The 20,708-nt window shown below is 64.0% G+C and carries 15 protein-coding genes; 12 read left to right on the top strand and 3 right to left on the bottom strand.

All coding sequences use genetic code 11. The features are described 5' to 3' along the window. The first annotated feature begins 65 nt into the window (after positions 1–65). From JJ896_06025 to JJ896_06005, 5 genes are all read left to right on the top strand, one after another. Positions 66–398, top strand: a complete 333-nt coding sequence (locus tag JJ896_06025; GenBank protein ID MBO6779190.1) for a Gmad2 immunoglobulin-like domain-containing protein — start codon at positions 66–68, stop codon at positions 396–398. 113 nt (positions 399–511) lie between these two features. Continuing rightward, positions 512–2,566, top strand: coding sequence for a DNA polymerase III subunit gamma/tau (dnaX, locus tag JJ896_06020; GenBank protein ID MBO6779189.1), 2,055 nt, complete (start codon positions 512–514; stop codon positions 2,564–2,566). A 39-nt stretch (positions 2,567–2,605) separates the two neighbouring features. Further along, the gene (locus tag JJ896_06015) at positions 2,606–2,944 is read left to right on the top strand and encodes a YbaB/EbfC family nucleoid-associated protein (protein ID MBO6779188.1); all 339 of its coding nucleotides are present in this window, start codon (positions 2,606–2,608) and stop codon (positions 2,942–2,944) included. A gap of 6 nt (positions 2,945–2,950) precedes the next feature. Further along, positions 2,951–3,586, top strand: coding sequence for a recombination protein RecR (gene recR, locus JJ896_06010; GenBank protein MBO6779187.1), 636 nt, complete (start codon positions 2,951–2,953; stop codon positions 3,584–3,586). Continuing rightward, the gene (locus JJ896_06005) at positions 3,583–5,259 is read left to right on the top strand and encodes an iron ABC transporter permease (GenBank protein ID MBO6779186.1); all 1,677 of its coding nucleotides are present in this window, start codon (positions 3,583–3,585) and stop codon (positions 5,257–5,259) included. Before recR ends, JJ896_06005 begins: the two co-directional genes overlap by 4 nt. Before the next feature lie 63 nt (positions 5,260–5,322). Here JJ896_06005 and JJ896_06000 read toward each other — a convergent pair whose 3' ends face one another. Then, positions 5,323–6,516, bottom strand: a complete 1,194-nt coding sequence (locus JJ896_06000; protein MBO6779185.1) for an ATP-dependent 6-phosphofructokinase — start codon at positions 6,514–6,516, stop codon at positions 5,323–5,325. Positions 6,517–6,659: 143 nt separating this feature from the next. Here JJ896_06000 and JJ896_05995 point away from each other — a divergent pair, with 143 nt between their 5' ends. Next, positions 6,660–7,835 carry a saccharopine dehydrogenase NADP-binding domain-containing protein gene (locus tag JJ896_05995; protein MBO6779184.1) on the top strand — a complete coding sequence of 392 codons (1,176 nt, stop codon included), beginning with the start codon at positions 6,660–6,662 and terminating at the stop codon, positions 7,833–7,835. Positions 7,836–8,638: 803 nt separating this feature from the next. Here the strand turns inward: JJ896_05995 and JJ896_05990 are convergent. Beyond that, positions 8,639–9,322: an SDR family NAD(P)-dependent oxidoreductase gene (locus JJ896_05990; GenBank protein ID MBO6779183.1), complete on the bottom strand. Its 684-nt coding sequence runs from the start codon at positions 9,320–9,322 to the stop codon at positions 8,639–8,641. 433 nt (positions 9,323–9,755) lie between these two features. On the opposite strand from JJ896_05990, the gene sprA reads away from it, so the two are divergent. From sprA to JJ896_05975, 3 genes are read left to right on the top strand one after another with little or no spacing between them, the layout of a single operon-like run. Beyond that, positions 9,756–17,618 (top strand): cell surface protein SprA, encoded by a 7,863-nt coding sequence (gene sprA, locus JJ896_05985; protein ID MBO6779182.1) that lies wholly within the window; start codon positions 9,756–9,758, stop codon positions 17,616–17,618. Further along, positions 17,618–18,418, top strand: coding sequence for a lipoyl(octanoyl) transferase LipB (gene lipB / locus JJ896_05980; protein ID MBO6779181.1), 801 nt, complete (start codon positions 17,618–17,620; stop codon positions 18,416–18,418). Before sprA ends, lipB begins: the two co-directional genes overlap by 1 nt. Before the next feature lie 17 nt (positions 18,419–18,435). Beyond that, positions 18,436–18,834, top strand: a complete 399-nt coding sequence (locus tag JJ896_05975; GenBank protein ID MBO6779180.1) for a hypothetical protein — start codon at positions 18,436–18,438, stop codon at positions 18,832–18,834. Here JJ896_05975 and JJ896_05970 read toward each other — a convergent pair. After that, positions 18,800–19,210 (bottom strand): DUF423 domain-containing protein, encoded by a 411-nt coding sequence (locus tag JJ896_05970; GenBank protein MBO6779179.1) that lies wholly within the window; start codon positions 19,208–19,210, stop codon positions 18,800–18,802. The genes JJ896_05975 and JJ896_05970 overlap by 35 nt on opposite strands. A 101-nt stretch (positions 19,211–19,311) precedes the next feature. On the opposite strand from JJ896_05970, the gene JJ896_05965 reads away from it, so the two are divergent. The 3 genes from JJ896_05965 (at position 19,312) to raiA (ending at position 20,583) form a co-directional block, all read left to right on the top strand. Further along, positions 19,312–19,767 carry a hypothetical protein gene (locus JJ896_05965; protein ID MBO6779178.1) on the top strand — a complete coding sequence of 152 codons (456 nt, stop codon included), beginning with the start codon at positions 19,312–19,314 and terminating at the stop codon, positions 19,765–19,767. Further along, a complete protein-coding gene (gene ybeY / locus JJ896_05960) occupies positions 19,760–20,206 on the top strand; it encodes an rRNA maturation RNase YbeY (GenBank protein MBO6779177.1) in 447 nt (148 codons plus the stop codon). Before JJ896_05965 ends, ybeY begins: the two co-directional genes overlap by 8 nt. 65 nt (positions 20,207–20,271) lie before the next feature. Next, positions 20,272–20,583, top strand: a complete 312-nt coding sequence (raiA, locus tag JJ896_05955; protein MBO6779176.1) for a ribosome-associated translation inhibitor RaiA — start codon at positions 20,272–20,274, stop codon at positions 20,581–20,583. Positions 20,584–20,708: the final 125 nt, after the last annotated feature.

Raw genomic sequence — 20,708 nt, 5'->3', positions numbered from 1 at the left:
GCATGCGCTTGATTGTGTTCGCTCTCCTCCTTGCTGCCGGCTGTCGGTCCCAATCCGCCGGGTTGGTGCCGTGCCCCCCACTGGACGCCGCCCACGTGATTGTCACCGAGCCGCGCGCCGGCCAGCAGGTGCGCTCACCGATGGAGGTGCGCGGGTGCTCACGCACCTTCGAGTCGAACGTGCAGTTGCGACTGATGGCGCGGGACGGCTCCCAGCTTGCGGCTGGTTTCGCCATGGGTGGCGGCGTGGACGGGGCCGGACCGTTCCGTTTCGACGTGGAGTTTGTTGTGCGGGAAAGCCAACTCGGACATCTCGAGGTCTACGAGGAGGATGTTTCTGACGGTGAGGGATTTCCACCCTCCCGCACGGTATTGCCGCTTCGTCTCATGGCCGACTGAGTAGCTCGCTCGCCTCCCCGGTCTGGACCGGAACCGCCCAAAAACGCTCCGGTAAGCCTCGGTCCCACCGCGTACATTGGCAGCTCGCGGTCGTCCTCCGAGCACTACCCACCATGCCCGACACCCGTTTCCTGGTCACCGCGCGCAAGTATCGCCCGCAGCTGTTCGGCGAGCTTGTGGCGCAGGAGCACGTGACCGAGACGCTGAAGAACGCCATCCGCCTGGACAGGCTGGCCCAGGCCTACCTGTTCACGGGTCCCCGCGGCGTGGGGAAGACGACGGCCGCCCGCATTCTGGCCAAGGCCGTCAACTGCACCACGGCCCAGGAAGAACGAACGGACAGCGCCGAACCGTGCCGGGAGTGTGAGTCGTGCAGGAGCTTTGAAGAGGGCCGCAATCTCAACATCATCGAAATCGACGCGGCCTCCAACAACAAGGTCGACGACATTCGGGACCTGCGCGAGACCGTGCGCATCCCGCCGCAAGGCAATCGCAAGAAGGTCTACATCGTGGACGAGGTCCACATGCTGACCACGCAGGCGTTCAACGCGCTGCTGAAGACGCTGGAAGAGCCTCCGGCCCACGCCCTGTTCATCTTCGCGACCACCGAACCGCACAAGGTGTTGCCCACCATCCAGAGTCGGTGCCAGCGGTTCGATTTTCGGCGTATTCCGGTCCAGGAGATCGTATCCCGGCTGGCGGAGATCTGCACGTCGGAGGGCATCTCGGCCGACGATGGCTCGCTGATGTTGATTGCCCGAAAGGGAGACGGGGCTCTGCGCGATGCGCTCTCCGTTTTTGACCAGGCCGTATCGCTTTGCGGCGATGACCTCCAGCAGGATCGGCTTGTCGAGGCGCTGGGCGTCGTCAGTGAGGAGCTCTTCTTTGAGGTCACCACCCACATCGCCCACCGCGACACGGCGGGCATGCTTGCGCTTGTGGACCGGGTGGTGTCCAGCGGGTACGACCTCCAGGAATTCCTGGATGGACTTGCCGAGCACCTGCGCAATCTGCTGGTCGCCCGGACCATGCCCGACACGGACCTCATTGAGGCCGCCGAGGCCACCCGGCAGCGCTACGCACGGGACGCCCAGTCCCTGACGGAAACCCAGATTCTGCGGCTCCTGTCCACCATAGACCGCACGCTCGACGGACTCCGTGTGGCCCGCCAGCCGCGGCTCCGGCTGGAGCTCGCTCTGGTCCGCATGGCTTCCATGCCCGCCACCACGGACCTGCGGGAAGCGCTGGAGTTGGTGAAGAAGATGGCCCGCGATGCGGGACTGCCCGCGCCGAGCGACGCGCCGCTGGCGGAGGCACCGGTGGCGCGGCCCGTTGAATCGACCACGCCGGCGGCAGCCAAACCCGAGCCTGCGGCGACCTCGGGATCGGTGGCGAAGCCCCGCGCGCCCAAGCCGGTCGCCGTCGAAGCCGCCGCAGCGGAGACGCCCGCCGAGACCGCCCAGCAGGAGCCTGAGCCCGAACCGGCGGCGACGTCCGCCGCGCCGCAGGATCAGCCGACCGCCAGACCCGCGCAGCCGAAGCCCGCCGCAGCGGAGCCGGAGCAGGCCGCCGAAACGCCGCCCCCACCCGAGCCCTTCGAGCCCGCACTGCGCTCGGAGCCGGCACCCAGCCCATCGCCCGCGCCACAGCGCCCATCGCCCGCACAGCCTGCCCTTTTCAACCAGGGAGGCGGCGGATCCATGGACATTTTCGGAGCCCCGGCGCTGAGCAGGCCTGCACTGGACCGCCCGGACGAAAAGGCCCAGGCGGATGTGGCCGTCATGGAGGCGCCGGCTGCCGTGGGCGAGTCCGTGGAAGAATGGGAGGCCGTCGTCGAAAAAGTGCGAACCGCAAAGATCCACCTGGGAGCGTTGCTGCAGCATGCGCAGGCCGAGATCCGGGACGCCACGACTGTCACCCTGGTGGTGCCGGACGAATTCCACGCCCGCGTTCTGCGCGAGGCGCATGATGAGATCATCCAGGGACTGGCCGAAATCGGACGCCCGGAAGTCCAGCGCATCGACTTTGAAATCAATGGCACCGTGCGCCACGAGGAGGATGTCACGGTCAGCGATGTCGACCCGCAGGAGGCCCTCCGCAAGATCTGTGAAGAATACCCGGCCATGAAGCTGCTGATGGAGCGCTTCGGCGGGGAAATCGTATGGTGAGGCCGCTCGGCTCCACCCCAAAAACCAAGAGACCTGAAGATGACTGAAGGCGGCAACATGGCCGATATGTTCGGCCGCATGATGGACATGCAGCGCAAGATGACCGAAGCCCAGGACGCGCTGGCGCAGCGCACGGTGATTGCGGAGGCAGGCGGCGGCATGGTGCAGGTGACTGCCAACGGCGCACAGCGTGTGACGGCCATCAAGATTGAGCCGCAGGTCATCGACCCGCAGGACCCGGAGATGCTGGAGGACCTCATTATCGCCGGTATCAACAAAGCCCTGGATGAGGCTGCGGCAATGGCCAAGCAGGAAATGTCAAAGGCAGCGGGCTCCTTCCTGCCCCCGGGCATGGATCTCAACAACCTGGGCCTGTAGCAGTCCGTGCAGTTTACCTCGGAGTCTGTCGAGGCCCTGATCGAGCAGTTTGCGAAGCTGCCGACGATAGGTCGCAAGACGGCGCGCCGACTGGCCTCCTACATCCTCAAGATGAGCCGAGAGGAAGTGACGGCGCTGGCCGAGGCGCTGGTGGCGGTCAAGGACAACGTGACCACCTGCGAGGTGTGCTACAACGTCACTGACCAGCAGCCCTGCCCCATCTGTCGCGCGCCGCGGCGTGACCGGAGCCTGCTCTGCGTGGTGGAGGAGCCGAATGACGTGCTCGCCATCGAGCGTACCAACGAATTCGACGGCCTTTACCACGTACTCGGCGGCGTAATCTCCCCTCTGGACGGAATTGGGCCGGAGGACCTGCGCATTCGGGAGCTGGTGCAGCGTGTGCACGACGGACACGCCGATCCGCTGGACGATGACGCACCGCCGGTGGCCATCGGCGAGATCATCCTCGCCATGAACCCGAATGTGGAGGGCGATACCACCGCGTATTACCTGGGGCAGCTGCTCGATCCGTTCGGAGTGCGCGTCTCGCGCATCGCCCGTGGGCTGCCCATTGGAGGAGACCTGGAGTTTGCCGACGAGGCCACGTTGACCCGCGCCCTGGAAGGCCGCGCCAGCCTGTGAGTGCTGCGGCGCTTCTGGATCGTCGCCGATCCTGGGCGCTCGCCGTGCCGGTCGGGCTGATCCTGCTCGCGTACGTGCTGTATCCAAGCCTGCGCATGTTTGCGGCCGGGCTTTCGGCCGATGGGCTCTCAGACATGTTTGCAGGTCGCGGCAACGCAAACGTGCGTGCCCTCTGGAACTCGGTCTGGATTTCGGTGGCCTCTGTTCTCGGAGCGGGTGTAATCGGTACGGCCATGGCCTACGGATTTTTCCGGTTTTCCTTTCCCATGAGGCGACTGCTCATGGCGGTCGCGGCGTTGCCGCTGGCGTTGCCTCCGCTGGTCGGCGTTCTGGCGTTTCTGTTCCTATACGGCGAGTCCGGCATACTTCCCAGGGGGATTCAGGAAGTGCTGTCTCTGGAGTCGGTGCCCTTTGCGTTTGAAGGACTGTGGGCCGTGTGGTTGGTGCACGTCTATTCGTTCTACGTGTACTTCTACCTGTTCGTCTCGGCGGCGCTGCGCAGTCTCGATCGATCCGTTCTCGAGGCTTCCGCCGATCTCGGCGCCGGTGGATTCACCACGTTCCGGCGGGTGATGCTGCCGCTCCTTCGCCCGGCATTGGTGAGCGCATCGCTTCTGGTGTTCATGATTTCGATGGCGTCATTCACCGCGCCACTCCTGTTTGCCGGCACCGAGAATTTCCTGACGCTGCAGATCTACAACTACAAGACGAACGGGAATCTGGAGATGTCTGCCGCCGTGGCCAGCCTGCTCACGGTCATCTGCCTGGTTTTTTTGGCATTGATTGAGGTGGATCGACGCAGCAAGACTCGAGGCACCGCCAGCAAGGGAGCGGGTGCACCTCCACTTCCAGTCCGCTCCGGCTGGGCGCGGGCGCTTGCGGTCTTGCTGGGAGCGATCACGCTGACGGTGCTCCTGCTGCCTATCGCTGTCATTGTGCTCATCTCGTTTGTGAAGGAAGGATCCTGGACGTATCAGGTCATGCCACAGGCCTACACGCTGGCCAACTACGGCGCGCTTTTTTCGCAGCCGGATGTGTTCGAGCCCATCCGCAACTCACTGGTGATGGCATCGATGGCCACCGCAGCCAACGTGGTATTCGGCGTGGCTGCCGCCTTGCTGATTCAGCAGGGCACCATTCGCGGCCGGGCTGTCTTTCGCACCGTAGCCATGCTGCCGTTCGCGATTCCCGGAACCGTGATCGCGATCAACCTGATCGTCACGTTCAACCAGCCGTCAGTTGCCGGGTTTGGACAGGTTCTGGTGGGCACGTTCTGGCTGCTGCCTTTGGCCTACTTCATCCGAAACATCCCGCTGGTGGTACGAGCCACCATAGCTGGGCTGGAGGCCTATGACCCTCGGTTGTCCGAGGCCTCGATGGACCTTGGCGCCAGGACGCTGACCACGCTTCGACGGGTCATGCTGCCTGTGCTCGGTCCTTCCATTCTGGCGGGTGCTCTGTTGACGTTTGTAGCCGCACTCGGGGAATTCGTCAGTTCGATTCTGCTTTACAACTTTGCGAACAGGCCCATCTCCGTGGAGATTCTGGCGCAGCTCAGGCTGTACGACTTCGGCGCGGCGGCGGCGTACTCGGTGCTGCTGATGGTGCTGGTAGGGCTCTCCACGCTGGTTGTGCGATGGATGGGTGCCAGCGCCGATCAGGCGGCGGTGTAGGGCCGGAGTCATGCCGCGGAGCGTTCACGCGGCCGGGGCGCGCAAGCCTGGGAGCCCCTCGACCTACACGTCGCTGGTCATAATGAACACCGGCCGGCGATTGAAGCTCTTGTACTGCGGGCGCAGGCGCTCGGTATTGTAGTACTTGGCCACATCGACCACCTTCTTCGTGCCGATGACCACATCGATCGGAACGTTGTCGTACGTACCGTTGCGAACGCTGACGAGCCTGCCTGAGGTGCCCTGCAGGATCAGGTCCAGCGCCAGGTTTCCGAACGCCATGGGCACGATGGAATCCAGCGCGTCGGGATCGCCGCAGCGAACCAGATACCCCAGCCGCTGACTGACCACATTGATGCGCTGACCGTTGTTGTACTTGGGGCTGAGCGCCTTGAGGTCTGAAGCCACCTTGTCGCCGATGCCGCCGAGCTTTTTGTGACCGTATTGATCGGCCTCCTCGCCCTCGAAACTCATGCCATCGTGGTGCGCCATCGTGGCGCCTTCTGACACCAGCACTACGGCATACTTGCTCGGGTGGCGGTTGCGATCCGCGACCATGAGCTCGGCGAGCTGTTCAATGTCTACCGGGTGCTCTGGTATTACGCAACGGTCCGCCGCCCCTGCCATGGTTGGAAGCAGGGCCGTGAAACCGGCGTATCGCCCAAAGACCTCAATGACCAAGAAGCGCTCGTGGCTGCCCGCGCTGGTGCGAAGTGCGTGCGCCAGTTCGATGGTGCGCGTAATGCAGGTCCCGAATCCGATGCAGTAGTCCGTGCCGGGCACGTCATTGTCCATCGTCTTCGGAATGGCAACCACCTTCATCCCCTCCTGATGCAACCGGTGACCGTAGCTGAGCGTGTCGTCGCCGCCGATCGGAATCAGGTAGTCGACACCGAGCCACTCCAGGTTCTTCATGACCTCGGGCGTCATGTCGTTGAACTCGTCTTCGTAGCCGGTCACGTGTGTTGGCACGCGGGCAAGGGGCAGGTGGCTGGGGCGGGTCCGGCTGGAATGAAGGAACGTGCCGCCGGTACGTCCGGCGCGATTCACCACGTTCTCGGTGAGCTCCACAAAGTTCTCGCTGTTGTCGGCTCCCTGCTCCCGGACCATGTCGACGAGACCAGCCCAGCCTCGGCGAAGACCGATCACACGGTATCCTTCACGGATGGCCCGGATGGTGACCGCCCGGATTGCCGGGTTCAGGCCGGGGACGTCTCCGCCCCCGGTGAGGATTCCAATGGTGCCCTTGTACGCCATGTGCAACTCGGTTTATGCCCGCGCAAACATAGACGGAGCCCCTGCTTGCGACAACGACGCCGACCCCGGAAGCGCTTCCGTTTACGGCTTGTTCACGACTGCCCGGCCTATCTTGACCCATCGCCCATCCCCTACGTCGTGCCATGCGCATTCTTGTGATCGGAGCGGGAGCCGTCGGCTCCGCGATTGCCCGCGACCTCGCGGCTTCAGACGAGATCACGGACGTCCACATCTGTGACACGAGTGCCCGCGCCCTCGCGGACATCTCGCGCAGTATTTCGTCCGACAAGTTGCGCAGTTATCAGGTATCGGCCCGCGATGCGGACGCCATGGCGCCAATTCTGGAGCGATGTGATGCGGTGGTGGGAGCGATTCCCAATGACCGCATCCCCGAACTGGTCAGGTTGGCGCTCGAACACGGCTGCCACTACTGCGACCTGGGTACCTCCGATCACGAAGTAGCGGACCTGGCCCATCTTCAGAATCTGGCCGAGTCTGCGGGGCTTTGGGTGGTACCTGGCTGCGGCATCGCGCCCGGCCTGGTCAACGTGCTCTGCCTGCACGGAGTCGACCGCTTTGACGACCCGGACGCGGCCTTCATCCGGGTGGGCGCGATTCCCCAGGATCCCAAGCCGCCATTCAAGTTCAATTTCTCCTGGTCCGCCGAAAAGGTGCTCGACGACTACACGGGCCCGGTCGAACTCATCGAGAACGGTGAGGTCACCAGGTGTGAGCCCCTCACCCGGCTGGAGGACATCTCATTCGGCGAGGGCTTCGAGGACCTCGAGGCGTTTTGTACGGCGGGCGGCCTGGCAACCCTTCCGGAGCGCCTCAAAGGAAAGGTGCGAACCTTGGATCTGAAGACCATCCGATGGCCTGGCCACGCGGACCGTATGCGCTTCGTCATCGGATTGGGTTTCGCCGAGGCCAAGAGTCTCGACGTACGCACGCATCTGACCTATCGAGACGTGCTTGTTCGGCGGATGCGGCAGCGGCTTGGGGGCCACCAGCGGGATGTCGTGCTCATGCGCATCGTCATTCACGGCAAGGTGAACGGTGTGCCGCGTACGCTGCGTTACGAGCTCATTCAGTACGCCGACCCGACGCAGGGCATCAGTGCGATGAAGCATTGCACCGCCATCCCCGCGGCAGCGATTGCGCGGCACATCGCGGCCGGCAACGTGCCCGGTGGCGGGGTTGCTCCTCCTGAGGTGGTGATTCCCGGCCAATTGCTGCTCGACGCGCTGAAGGCCCGCGGGCTCGAGATTTCGGAGGCGTGGGAGGACGGTTTCGTTTCGCCCACTCAGGGCGCGCGATAGCCCGCCGGGTCGCTGACGGTCCAGGCGCTCCCGGGGTTGGCCGCCGGCCGCCGGAGGGTTGCTTTGGCCGGCGGGGGATCGCTTGCGGGTTGGCCGCCGGCCGCCGGAGCCGCCCCGATATGGGATCTGGCACCGGTTTTCCACCCCGCAGTGTCCTGGCGGTTGCGCGATGTGGACTCAACCCCGTTTTTCCACTCGGCGTCGGCGCGAACAGGGCCATACATGGGATTCGGCGGCACTTTTCCACGTGGCGCGCCCAGCGCCGGGCCGCCGGGGGGATCGCTCGCGCTTTGGCCGCAGGAGGGTTGCTTTGGCCGCCAGGGATTGCTCGCGGCTTGGCCGCCGGAGGGTTGCTTTGGCCGCCAGGGATTGCTCGCGGCTTGGCCGCCGGAGGGTTGCTTTGGCCGGCGGGGGCGCTCCCGGGCTTGGCCGCCGGCCACCGGAGCCGCCCCGATATGGGATCTGGCACCGGTTTTCCACCCCGCCGTCTCCTGGCTGTCGCGCGATGTGGACTCAACCCCATTTTTCCACTCGACGCCGGCGCGAACAGGGCCATACATGGGATTCGGCGGCACTTTTCCACGTCGCGCGCCGGGGGCTCATACGGTTTGCCGGGCCGGAGGGGCTCCTAACCGGCCCCGGTTCCGCAGCCCCGCGCGCCGACTGGAGCCAAATTACCCCGGCGCCGCAGCCCCGCGCGCGCCGACTGGAGCCAAATCACCCCGGCGCCACAGCCCCGCACGCCGACCGGAGCCAAACCGCCCCGGCGCCGCAGCCCCCCGCCGCGCCCGACCGGAGCCAAATCACCCCGGCTCCAGCGTGCCGTACGCCCGCCGCAGCCCGCCACTTTCCGGCGGGTCGTCGCTCCAGGGGCTGAGGCAGGCCGCCACCACATCGCCCACGGGCACGCCGTCCCAGTCACTGTCGTCGTCAAACAGGATCATGGAAGGAGCCACCGCGAGGGTAGACACGCCGCGATCGGCCAACTCCTCGCCGACTGCTTCCACCAGGCGCAGCACGCCAGCCTTGCCGGCCGAGTAGGCCGACTGACCGCCTGCACCGCGCTCGGCGCCCTGGCCTGAAGAGATGCCGACCAGCCAGCCTCCGTCCCCGGTCACCATCACGCGCGAAGCTTCCCGAAAGCACAGGAACGCACTGGTCAGATTCAGGGCCATCATGTCGTCCCAGCGTTGACGGCCGGTCTCAAGCAGCGGCGTCATCGCCCAACCGCCTACGGTGTGCACCAGGCCGTCCAGTCCGGAGAATCGACTCGCGATGCGCTCGAAACCGTCACAGACCGATCGGCTCTCCGTGACGTTCATGATGAATGACTCCACCCTGCTCGACCGCCCGGAGGGTACCAGACGCGCCTCCGCGTCATTCATTACGATGGCGGCGACGTTGGCTTCACGACGCACCAGCTCGGCAACCAGCTCGCGGCCCAGCCGCCCCGCGGCACCGGTCACGGCAATGGTCTGTCCCTTCATGGAATTCTACAGCGGTTGGGTGAGTTCTCGTTGGGCACCGCGAGGGTGCTGCGGTGTACCGTTTCCGAACAAAAATAGGCGGTTCGGGTTTTCCATCCGCCGTTTCGGACGATACCCTCCACCAAGCCGCGTCAGCGTCCAGCCACTGGGGCTTTTTTGCTTGAAGGTCGACCCCCTCGAGCCTAGTTTCCCGCCCCTTCGGACCGCCGCTGCCGGAGTCACCAGCCTGTCTGTCGAACAAACCTGAGATCCGCCGCGCGCCTCCGCTACGAATCGTAACAATCCGCCCCCTGGACGGCTTGCAGACTTGACCTGCGGAAACGCACCAGAACGGGATCTCTCCACCTCGGCTCCGACAGAGGCCGCCTTTCTACAGGGCAGCACCGGGACCCGTACATCCGGACGCGCCGCTCGCACGCTTCTCGGCCTGGTAATGGGCAGTGCCGTCGTGGCGATGGTCCTGGTAGGACAGGCAGCCCCCGATCAGACCGGCGCATTGCGCACGTGGAGCACGCCGCGCATCGCGGTCTCCGACACCGACTCCGTACACATCGCACTGGACCGACTGCGCGTGGCCGCGGACTCGGATTCCACGGTGCTCGATTTCCGGCGCCTCCGCGAGGCCCTGGAAGACCCACGCTACGCAGCGCTGAGGGACTGGCCGATGCTGGCCGCCCGCGCAGACACCGACTCGGTGTTCGCCGTCCTGCTTGCCGACCTGCGACTGGATTCGCTGACTGTCACGCCGGACACCGGTCTGTCGGCCCGCTATCGGCCGCGCTGGCAACGCGACCTGCCGTCCGCACGCTTCTTCCCGCGCGATCGCAGGCCGTTCGGACTCCGATACGGCAATTACTGGCGCCAGCAGACCGAGGTCGATACAACCCGCCTCCGCTTCACCACGCGCGAGCAGGTCGGAAGCCAGGATGTGCGCTACCCGGTCGAGGTGGATTTCAATACCTACCGGCAATTGCGACTGCGCTACGACCTGAATGAGAGCTGGGAGGAACTGGTGGTCGAGCACCAGCGACAGCTCGAGCAGCGCCGCAGAGGCGGTCTCGGATTCAATGTGGTCGTGCCCGGTGGGCGCGAGAGTGCATTCACCACCATTTTCGGCACCTCCGAGGTGGATCTGCGCGTCAACGGACAGGCCGATATCCGGGCCGGTTTCGACTACCGCAAGAGTGACCAGCAGGTGGCCTTCACCGGCCGCCCGAGTCAGCTGGATCCGGACTTCAAGCAGGACCTGCGCCTTGGCATCACCGGCTCGATCGGTGACAAGCTGCAGATCGACGTCAACTATGACTCGCAGAACCAGTTTGACTACCAGAACCAGCTGAAGCTGCATTACCAGGGCTACGATGACGAGATCGTGCAGTCCATCGAGGCCGGTAACGTCTTCCTGCAGACCCCATCGACCCTGATCCGTGGCGGTCAGAGCCTGTTCGGCATCAAGTCCGAGTTCCAGGTAGGCGGCGTGCACCTGACCACCGTGATGTCACAGCAGGAGGGGCAGTCGAACAGCCTGTCCATCGACGGTGGCTCGGAGACGACCGAGTACGACCTCAAGCCGACGGACTACGACGACAACACCCACTTTTTCCTGGGCTACTACTTCCGCAACCGTTGGGAGGACGCGCTCGCCGATCCGCCCAACATCCGCGTGGCCGACGGCTTCGAGGGCATCAAGGAGATCGAGGTCTGGCGCCTTCAGCCCACAACGCCCGAGGAGCTCAATGTGCGACAGGTTGTCGCGATGGTGGACCTCGGCGAAAGCGAGGAACTGCTCTCGCAAGCCGACGGGTACACGGCCGAGCGGCTGCCTTCAAACGCCATCGACCAGTACGATGACGCAGCCGGTGGAGAGGTCGACTCCCAACTGCGCGACGGTGCTGCAACGCCGGGTTCCTATCTGGAGTCTTCCAAGAACCTGAGTTCTTCGGACTACCAGATCGGGCGCATGAAGCGTCTTGAACGTGGCCGGGACTATGACTTTGACGAGGTGCTCGGGTACATCAGTCTGCGCCAGCGTCTGCAGGAGTCCGAGGCCCTGGCGGTCTCCTTCCGCTACACGGCCGGCGGCCGCGCCTACCAGGTAGGCGACTTCTCGACCGACACCGGTGGCTCCGACGGCGGCCAGAACGAGGACAAGCTGGTCATGAAGCTGCTCCGCCCGGTGCAGCTACGGCAGCCGGCGCCGGAGTCCAACTTCAATCCGGCCGCGTGGTACCTGGAACTGCGCAACATCTACCGGCTGCCGGGACGCGGCATCAACGCCAACGAATTCCAGCTCCAGGTCTACTACGAGCCGCCTGGCCAGACCGCTTCGCGCACGCTGCCCGGCGTCGGCGGCCAGCAGACGCTGCTTCAGATGCTCGGCCTCGACCGGGTCAACGAGGACCAGGCCCTCAAGCCGGACGATCTGTTCGACTTTCTGGTCAACTACACCATTGAACCGGGCGATGGGCTCCTGATCTACCCGTACCTCCAGCCGTTCGGCGACCGCATGCAGGACCTGATCGCGGCCTCCGGCGGCAGCGAAGAGCTGGAGGACCTGTATGTCTTCCGCAATCTGTACTCGCAGAAAAAGGCCAATGCCCGGCGGGACTCGCAGCATGACGTGTATCGCATCCGCGGCGAGTACAGTGGCACGGTCTCCGACTTCTATGACCTGCGCGCCTATGCCGGCCTCATTCCGGGCTCCGTCAGGGTCACCTCCGGAGGCACACCGCTGCAGGAAAACGCAGACTTCATCGTCGACTACACAGGCGGCACGGTGACCATCACCAACCCTGCATTCCTGACGGCCGGCCGCGAAATCAACATCGAGTACGAGCAGAATTCCTTCTTCAACCTGCAGAAGAAGACCCTGCTCGGGGCGCGCGCCGACTACTCGCTGGATGACCGCATCAGCCTCGGCGCCACGCTCATGCGCCTCACGCAGAAGAGTCCCATCGACAAATTCCGCATCGGTGAGGAGCCTGTATCGAACACCATCTGGGGTGTGGACGGCAGTTTCCAGGCCGAGCCCCGGTGGCTGACGCGCGCGGTCGATGCGCTCCCGCTCATCCAGACGAGAGAACCCTCCCGGGTGGCGTTCACGGGTGAGTTCGCGCAACTGCGACCCAACCACGTGGAGACCATCGCATTCACGCGCACACGCAGGGACCTGCGCAAGGCGGACCGGGATTTTGCGGCCGATGAGCTGGCCGGCATCTCGTACATCGACGACTTCGAGGGCTTCGAGAACACGTTCTCCCTCATGCAGCCCGGGACCTGGTCCCTGACGGCGGCCCCGGACTCGATTGGTGCCGTGGACGGAGCGGGCGTGCGGGGCGGCTCGGTGTCGGACTCGCTGCGCACGACCTGGCGTGGCACGTTCGCCTGGTACCGCATCAACGCCAACATGCTTGCCGAGGTACCGGCGGTGGCCTACAACGTGGAGGCCATCAAGCCGCTGCAGATCAATGACGTCTTCCCGAACCGGGATACGCGCGCAGAGCTCATCGACCAGCTGGAAACGCTGGACATCTACTTCAACCCCTCGGAGCGCGGACCCTACAACTACACCACCGAGCTCAAGAACTTCCTGTCCAAGCCCGAGGACACATGGGGCGGCATGGCCCAGCGGCTGCCGGAGGGGTTCACGGACTTCAGCCTGAAGAACATCGATTTTGTGGAGTTCGTCTTCCGGCCCTTCCCGGAGAATCCGGCGGACGACGCGGGCGCGCAGGCCAAGCTGTACGTGGATCTGGGATCGATCTCCGAGGACATCCTTCCCAACGAGAAGCTGAACAACGAGGACGGCCTCACCCTGTCAACGGTCAGCGAGGGATCCATCCAGAAGTGGGGTCGGTCACCGAACGCCACCCAGAACAGCGTGGTCGACATCGACGACGCCACCAATCGCACCGAAGACCTGGGACTGGACGGTCTGGCTTCCTATGGAGGCGACTACCCGCCGTTCTCTACGGAGACCCAGCACTTTGCGGACTTCGTTTCGAGCCTCAACCAGAGCGATCCCGACCCGCGCTACCGGGCGGAGGTGGCAAAGGCGCTGGTTGACCCGTCCGGCGACGACTACCACTACTTCGGCAACAGCGAGTACTACGAGAACCCGGCATTCTACCCGACCGGGGCCACGTTCCAGCAGCGATTCTCCCGGTACTTCGCCGGGCACGAACTGAATGCGTTCGAGACGCAGACCAAGCTGGCGACCAACACCTCGGTCAAGCGCGGCAACTCGCGATTCCCCGACTCGGAAGACCGCAACCTCAACTCCACGGTCGACACCGACAACAGCTATTTCCAGTACGAACTGCCGCTGCAGCGCGCCAAGCTGGATTCCCTGGCAGCCCCCGGGCGCGTGGATGACTACGTGGTCGGCGAAATTGCAGATGCTGAAGGTGTCGGCACCGGCTGGTACCAGGTGCGCATTCCCGTGCAGGAGTTCACCCGGAAGGTGGGCAACATCCAGGACTTCAGTCTGATCGAGTCCATCCGGATCTGGACCACTGGGCATCAGGTGCCGGTCACCATCCGGTTTGCCGCCCTGGAGCTGGTTGGCAGTCAGTGGCAGAAGTCGGAGCGCATCACCCTCGAGCGCTCGACGGTGGCGGATACCGCGAGAGCCGACACCCGACTGACGATTTCCTCCATCAACAACGAGGAGAACGCCGACCTCTACTCGCCGCCCATCGGCGCAGTGGTCAGTCAGACCCGCCTGGCCTCCGGCCGCGTGCAGAATGCGCGCGAGCAGTCCCTCGTGTTGCGTGTAGAGAATCTGCTGCCCGGCAAGCAGCGAGCGATCTTCAAGACACAAAACACGGCGCTCGACCTGCTCAAGTACTCCAATGTGCGCATGTTCACGCACCTGCACGGGGAGTTGGCAGATGGATCCGATCTCGCCAATCTGCCCATCGAAGAGGCGCGTGAGAAGGTGAAGCTGTTCGTGCGCATCGGCGCGAACGAGAGCAACGATTACTACGAATATGAGCAGCCGCTGACACCAAGCAGCGAAGCGGCCGGCAGCTCGGATGCCCTCTGGGGAACGGCCGTGGAATTCAATGGCGAGATCCAGGACCTCAACTCGGTCAACATCGACCTGGGCGCACTGAATCAGCTCAAGGTGGCACGCGACCGCCTGGCCTTCCCGCCGGACAGCATCTTCTACAACGTGGTCGGAGACACGCTCGTCTCACCCGACGCTCCGGACGCCGAAGAATTCGCTCCTCCGGGCACGCGCCTGGGCATTAAGGGCACCCCGTCGCTTGGGCGTGTGAACAGCGTGGTCATCGGCATCCGGAACGCTTCCGACTCTACCTCCACCGCCTTCGACGACATCCTGGAGGACATTTCGGTGTGGGTTAACGAGCTCCGCGTGGCCGGTTACGACGAGACCAACGGCTGGGCGGGACTCGCAAACCTGGACCTAGAGCTGGCGGACTTTGGTCGCATCAAGGCCAACTTCCAGCGCCAGACCGACGGGTTCGGCTCGCTGTCCTCCACGCTGGGCGATCGTGAGCAGACCAGCATCAACAACTGGAGCGTTACGTCCGAAGTGAACATGGACAAGCTGATCCCGGAGCGGTTTGGCTGGACGATTCCGGTCAACGTTCAGGTGCAGTCCAATACGCAGACGCCGCGCTTTGCCCCGACCCGCGGCGACGTGCGGCTGGAGGAGCTGCTGAGCCAGATTGACGAGCGAGAGGACCTCGAAGAGCCCGAAAAGGAGGAACTGCGTACCGACGCCATCGAATCCGCGCAGACATACAGCTTTACCCGGTCCGTCACCACGCGCTTTGCCAAGACCGGCTCCCGCTCCCGGGTGCTGCGCAATACCGTAGACGGCATCGGACTGACCTATTCCTACTCCGATGCGGAGGGCCGCAATCCGAGCCAGGTGCTCAACGACAACTGGCGCTGGTCATCGACGGCGAGCTACCGCTTCAGCACCCGCCGGCCGCGCACCCTGAAGCCGTTCTGGTTCCTGGATCCGATCCCGGTGGTAGGCATGCTGGCCGACCTGCGATTCAACTACCTGCCGCAGTCGCTGTCGACCTCCGGCACGCTGAACCGCAACCTCTCGCAAACCCGAGAGCGCCCGGTCCTGGCCGCCGGGGACACGTCCTCCATCCCGCTGTCGGTGCGCTTCCCGCTGCGCGAGAAGCACGCGTTCGGGCACCAGCGCAACTTCACGCTGCAGTACAACCCGTTCGGATTTTTGAACCTCAGCTTCGACACCAACACCACGCAAAGCCTGAACGCCGCCGGTGTCGATACCACCTTCGCCATCGCGGCCTCGGACACCCTGTTCCCGGGCTTCAGTCTGCAGCAGGCCATCGACGCCGGGCTGGTGGACTCGAGCAACGCGAGCCGCTTTTTCGAGCTCGAATCCCTGGAAGTAAAGCCGTTCGACCAGGTGCTGCGCTCGGTGCTCACCGGCGGCGCCGACATCCGTGCGGAGCGGCACGACCAGAAGTTCACGGCGACCTTCCGGCCCAGACTGCAGAACATCAACGCGCTCAACTGGATTGCCCTCCAGGATGTGGCATACGATGTGACCTACAACTGGCAGAACGGTCCGCTGGGCCGAAATACGGGTGCCGCAATCCGCAACCAGGTAGACCTTCGCGCCGGTGTCTCGCTGCGCATCCAGGAGTTCTGGCGCAAGTTCGGATTCTACAAGGCGATGGAGGAGGCGCAACGCGCGCACGACTCTGAGAAGCAGCGGGAACGGCAACAAAGGGAGCAGGAGCGGCGTCGGGCGAACGACCCCAATGCACGTCGTCCCCAGCCGGTGGCTCCGGCTGATTCGGCAGCGGTGGCCGCCGATTCCACGGGCGGCGGATTCAAGCTGCCGCTGCCCAACCTGAAGGTCCTGGCGCGCCGCACGGTGCTCGGCCTGACCGGCATTCGCGACTTCAGCGTGACCTACAACGGTACACGGAGTTCGACCTCGAGCAACGTGGGCCAGCCTGTATTGAACCAAGACTCCACGCTGGCGGAGGTGGTCAACTACTACTCCATCCTCGATGCCTTCCAGGGACGCGGCCCGTCGCTGGGCTATCGCTTCGGATTCGACCGGCAGTTCGACATCGAGGACCGCATCATCGACCCGAGTTTGCAGGTCTCCGACCAGCTCGACAACTCCAACCGCTTCCAGGGACGCACCACGCTCAACCCGAGCCAGGCGCTGCAGGTCTCGGTGAACTGGAACGTGGACTGGACGGACGGCCAGACCTTCACCTACCGACCGGTTGTGGCTGACGGCACAACCACCGTCATCGGTGTCGATACCACGCTGACGCAGAACGGCACCAACAAGTCCTCCATATGGGCCTTCGGCGCGTCGTACCTGGACCTCTTCCAGGCGCAGTTCGACACGTACGTGGAAGACCTGGCCGCATCGGCCGAGGAAGACCCGATCCTGCTCGGCGACGAAAACGGGGACGGCCGGGTCGTCTTGACCAACGAGTCGGTGGTGCGGGACTTCCGCGATGCGTTTGTGCGCGGCTCTACCACAATCGACCAGCGCAATCTGCTGCCCATCCCCCGTCCGAACTGGTCGATCACATACTCCGGCCTGTCCGACTGGCCCCTGATCCGGGCCGTTGTGCAGAGCCTCTCGCTGCGGCACGGCTACTCCGCCGACTATTCCGCCGACTACAACACCGTCACCTTCGCGGGCGACGACTCCGTGCAGACCGTCGATCTGGGCAGCCGGCGCATCGTATTCGACATCCCGGAGTATCAGACCGGGTCCGTGCGGATCAACGAGCGCTACCAGCCGCTCATCGGCATGGACATCGGCTGGAAAAAGCAGATCAACACGGCGCTGCAGTACAACAAGTCCAACAGCTTCAGCCTGAGCACGTCCAACCTCGAGGTCTCCGAGAACAAGACGAGTGAGTTGAGCTTCAGCCTCAACTACCAGAAGACGGGAATGCGCCTTCCGTTCTTTGGCGGCAAGCGACTGAACAACCGGGCGAGCATTGGTTTGACGGTCGCGCGCAGCACCACGGTGGACCGTCGATTGCGACTGAGGACCTCGCTGGAATCGGCGATCGACAACCCGGAATTCCAGTTGGCCGACGTGCTCACCGGCGACAACGTGACACCGGTCACTGCCCACACACGTCTCACCCTCTCCCCGGTGGTCTCCTACCAGTTCTCAAATCGGGTGTCGGCCAACTTCACGCTCAAGTATGAGAAGTTCGACTCGGAGGACAGCCGTCAGCCATCTGCGACACAGGTCCAGGGCAATTTCAACATCCGGGTAAGCATCGCAAACTGATGGCCGCCCGGGATTCATCGGGCCATGCGCGGCAGGAGGTTGTGGTCTGTCGGCTGGGTGTTCTGCAGTATCAGCCCACCTGGGACCTGCAACGCCGCATCCAGTCCCGACTCATCGCGGCAAAGCGCAGCGAGCCGACCGAGCACCTTCCACACGTGATGCTGCTCCTGGAGCATCCGCCCGTCTACACGCTCGGCAAGAGCGGCAGCCGGGAAAACTTGCTTTGGGACGATGCCCGCCTTGCCGAGCAAGGGGTTGAATTCCACCACATCGACCGGGGAGGCGACATCACGTTTCACGGACCCGGCCAGCTGGTAGGCTACCCGATTCTGGACCTGGATCGATTCTTCACGGACATCCACCGGTATCTCAGAGAGCTGGAGGACGCGGTCATACACACGCTTGCCCAGGTCGGGATCGAGGGGGATCGTGTCGATGGGCGCACCGGCGTGTGGGTCGGCCCGGATGTACGTGGGCCCGAGCGCAAAGTGTGTGCGATGGGCGTTCGGTGCTCCCGGTGGGTCACGATGCACGGCTTTGCGCTTAACGTGCAGCCCCGCATGGACTTCTACGACGGTATTGTGCCCTGCGGCATCGATGATCGTGGCGTGACATCGATGGCCCTTGAGCACGGTCGACCCATTGAGATGAACCAGGTAATGGGCTGGTTCGAGCAGGGTTTTGCTCGACAATTCGACTGCGACGTGCGGGTGCTTGAAGGCCCGTTCGCATGGGCATTTCTGAGTCGATTCCTGGAGGCGGAGATGAGCGCTGAGTCGTACCAGGCGCCCCGCGAGTAGGCGGCATTTCCAGGTGCGTGTCCTATCTTGGACGCACATTCGCCCCTGCAGAGCACATGGCCCAGTTCGACTTGGAAGACTTTACGCGCCAGCTGATCGCCGAGACGCTCTTCTACGATGAGGAGTACGAGGCGCTGGGCAACCTGAGCCTTGTCGACGAGCGCATCGAGCAGGAGCGGTTCGTGGCTTCCTATTCCCCGGAGGACGGCCTGTTTGTGATCGAGGAGGCTACCAACTGGGAAGACTACGAGTCAGGCGATGCCGATGAGATTGGCTACGCCCTCGCCGTAGACAGCAAGGAGCACGGCTCCTACGACACGGCGGACGACGCGGCTGAGGAGCTTCTGAACCTGGCGCGCAAGTTCCAGCTCACCCCGAGCATCACGCTCCTCTTTGAGGAGGACGACGCATCCTGAAGGCAGCCACCAGGAAAGCCGCATAGCCTGCAATCAGTATCACGCCTCCGAACGGCGTGACGGCACCCAACCAACCCTGGTCGAGCAGTACCAGGAGATACAGGCTGCCCGAGAAGACGAGGATGCCGGCCAGCAGCAAGCGCATCGCCCACTCCAGCCAGCGCTCTTCCGGAAAGCCCATGGCCAGGAGCGAGCCGAAGATCAGGGCCATGGCGTGAACCGTCTGATACTGAACGGCCGTCTCAAAGGTGTCCAGCCGGGCTTCCGTGACAACGCCGTCAAGTGCATGTGCTCCAAACGCCCCGATGGCAACGCCCGTGCCGACCAGCACCACGCCCCACTTGAGCCAGACCGGCACCTTCTCCGTGTCCTGCATCGTTGGTTTATGCGCCCCTCCGGGCGTAATTTGGCGCTCTGGTTGCGTCCGGATCGGGCGCCCCTGAGTTCCGAATAAAGCAGCATCCGCACTACCCGTATATGGCGTTTACGTTCTCTGATGCCGACCTCGAGCGCATTGCTTCCGTCCTGGAAGTGACCCCCAAGCGCGATGGGGACCTGGCCCGGTTTGAACTCGCTGATGAAGAGAGCGGTCGACGCATCACGCTGGAGATCCGCCAGCGCATCGTGCTGCCGGAGGGCGTTTCGGACGACCCGGAGTCCAATCTGGTCTCCATCTATGCCGCCAGCTCGTTCCTGCAGATCCAGGGCTGCACCGGGTTCATTGCCAGTCAGGAGCTCGGCGAAGTGATCTTTGTCGCACGCAGCGGCGACGCTGCGAACGCACTTGTGGTGGAGCGACAGGCGGGTTGCTCGCTGTACGCCAACGTGCATCCGGGCCTGTTCTCGGCGGACTTCACGCAGCTTCCTGCCGAATTGATCATGAGCAGCGTCGCCCTCTCCATGGCGGAGGACCTGTTCGGCGATCTTGGCTGACCCTGGCGTTAGCATCGAGGTCTGGCACACGCATCCAGGCCGCAGCCTGCCTGCCCATCGCACTGAAAGACTGGCCCACGCAGTGCTCACAGGAGAGGGCGTGGGTTACGCGTACGTAGGAATCATCCTGTCCCGGAGCGAAGAAGTCCATCGCCTGAACCGGGAATACCTGGAGCACGACTACCCCACCGATGTGCTCTCGTTTGTGATTTCCGACGAACCGGGCGCACTGGAGGGCGAGGTGTACGTGGATCTGGATATGGCCGCGCTGCGAGCGCCGGAGTTTGGCACGGGCTTTCGACGAGAGGCCGCCCGGTACGTGGTGCACGGGCTCCTTCATCTGGCCGGGCACGAGGACGCCACTCCCGAGCAGCGCACTCGCATGCATGAGAACGAAAATCGTTACCTCAAGGCCTTCTGGGACACTGAACGCGGTTGACAAAGGCCGAGTGAGTCCGTAATAGAACCGTACAGGTTTGCCTCCAGGAATTAAACCGGATCGCCATGCACATTCAGATCACGGCCCGTCAATTCCACGCCAGCGAGCGGCTCCACGAGTACACGAAAAAGAAGATTCAGCGGCTCGACAAGTTCTATGACGGCATCACCGGGGTGAACGTGATCATGTCCAAGGAAGGACAACCCGAGGAGAACTCCGTGGAAATGAGCGCCAGCGTGCACCGGCAGCAGTTGGTGGCGCAAGCCAAGGGCAAGACGCACGAAGAAGCGATTGACGAATGCGTCGATCGGCTCAAGCGCCAGGTGGTACGCTACAAGGACAAGCTGCGCAACGTAAAGCGGGAGAAGATCCGCTAGGGCTGCTCGACAGCGAACGCAGTCCCCCTGGGGCCGGCGGCCACGCCAGCGGCACCCGCGCGGCAAGCTCACGTCAGCCGCACCCGCGCGGCAAGCTCACGTCAGCCGCACCCGCGCGGCAGGCC

Source organism: Rhodothermales bacterium, assembly GCA_017643395.1.
In the GTDB taxonomy this organism is placed as follows: domain Bacteria; phylum Bacteroidota; class Rhodothermia; order Rhodothermales; family UBA10348; genus JABDJZ01.
The sequence above is the reverse complement of the archived record's forward strand: the minus strand, read 5'-3'. Positions and strand labels throughout refer to the sequence as shown.

What these genes read in the sequence shown, in the direction of transcription:
- sprA (MBO6779182.1), top strand. Translation starts at nt 9,756, where the DNA reads ATGGGCAGTGCCGTCGTGGCGATGGTCCTGGTAGGACAGGCAGCCCCC.
- JJ896_06000 (MBO6779185.1), bottom strand. Translation starts at nt 6,516, where the DNA reads ATGGCGTACAAGGGCACCATTGGAATCCTCACCGGGGGCGGAGACGTC.
- lipB (MBO6779181.1), top strand. Translation starts at nt 17,618, where the DNA reads ATGGCCGCCCGGGATTCATCGGGCCATGCGCGGCAGGAGGTTGTGGTC.
- dnaX (MBO6779189.1), top strand. Translation starts at nt 512, where the DNA reads ATGCCCGACACCCGTTTCCTGGTCACCGCGCGCAAGTATCGCCCGCAG.
- JJ896_06015 (MBO6779188.1), top strand. Translation starts at nt 2,606, where the DNA reads ATGACTGAAGGCGGCAACATGGCCGATATGTTCGGCCGCATGATGGAC.
- JJ896_05965 (MBO6779178.1), top strand. Translation starts at nt 19,312, where the DNA reads ATGGCGTTTACGTTCTCTGATGCCGACCTCGAGCGCATTGCTTCCGTC.
- JJ896_05995 (MBO6779184.1), top strand. Translation starts at nt 6,660, where the DNA reads ATGCGCATTCTTGTGATCGGAGCGGGAGCCGTCGGCTCCGCGATTGCC.
- JJ896_05970 (MBO6779179.1), bottom strand. Translation starts at nt 19,210, where the DNA reads ATGCAGGACACGGAGAAGGTGCCGGTCTGGCTCAAGTGGGGCGTGGTG.
- JJ896_05990 (MBO6779183.1), bottom strand. Translation starts at nt 9,322, where the DNA reads ATGAAGGGACAGACCATTGCCGTGACCGGTGCCGCGGGGCGGCTGGGC.
- raiA (MBO6779176.1), top strand. Translation starts at nt 20,272, where the DNA reads ATGCACATTCAGATCACGGCCCGTCAATTCCACGCCAGCGAGCGGCTC.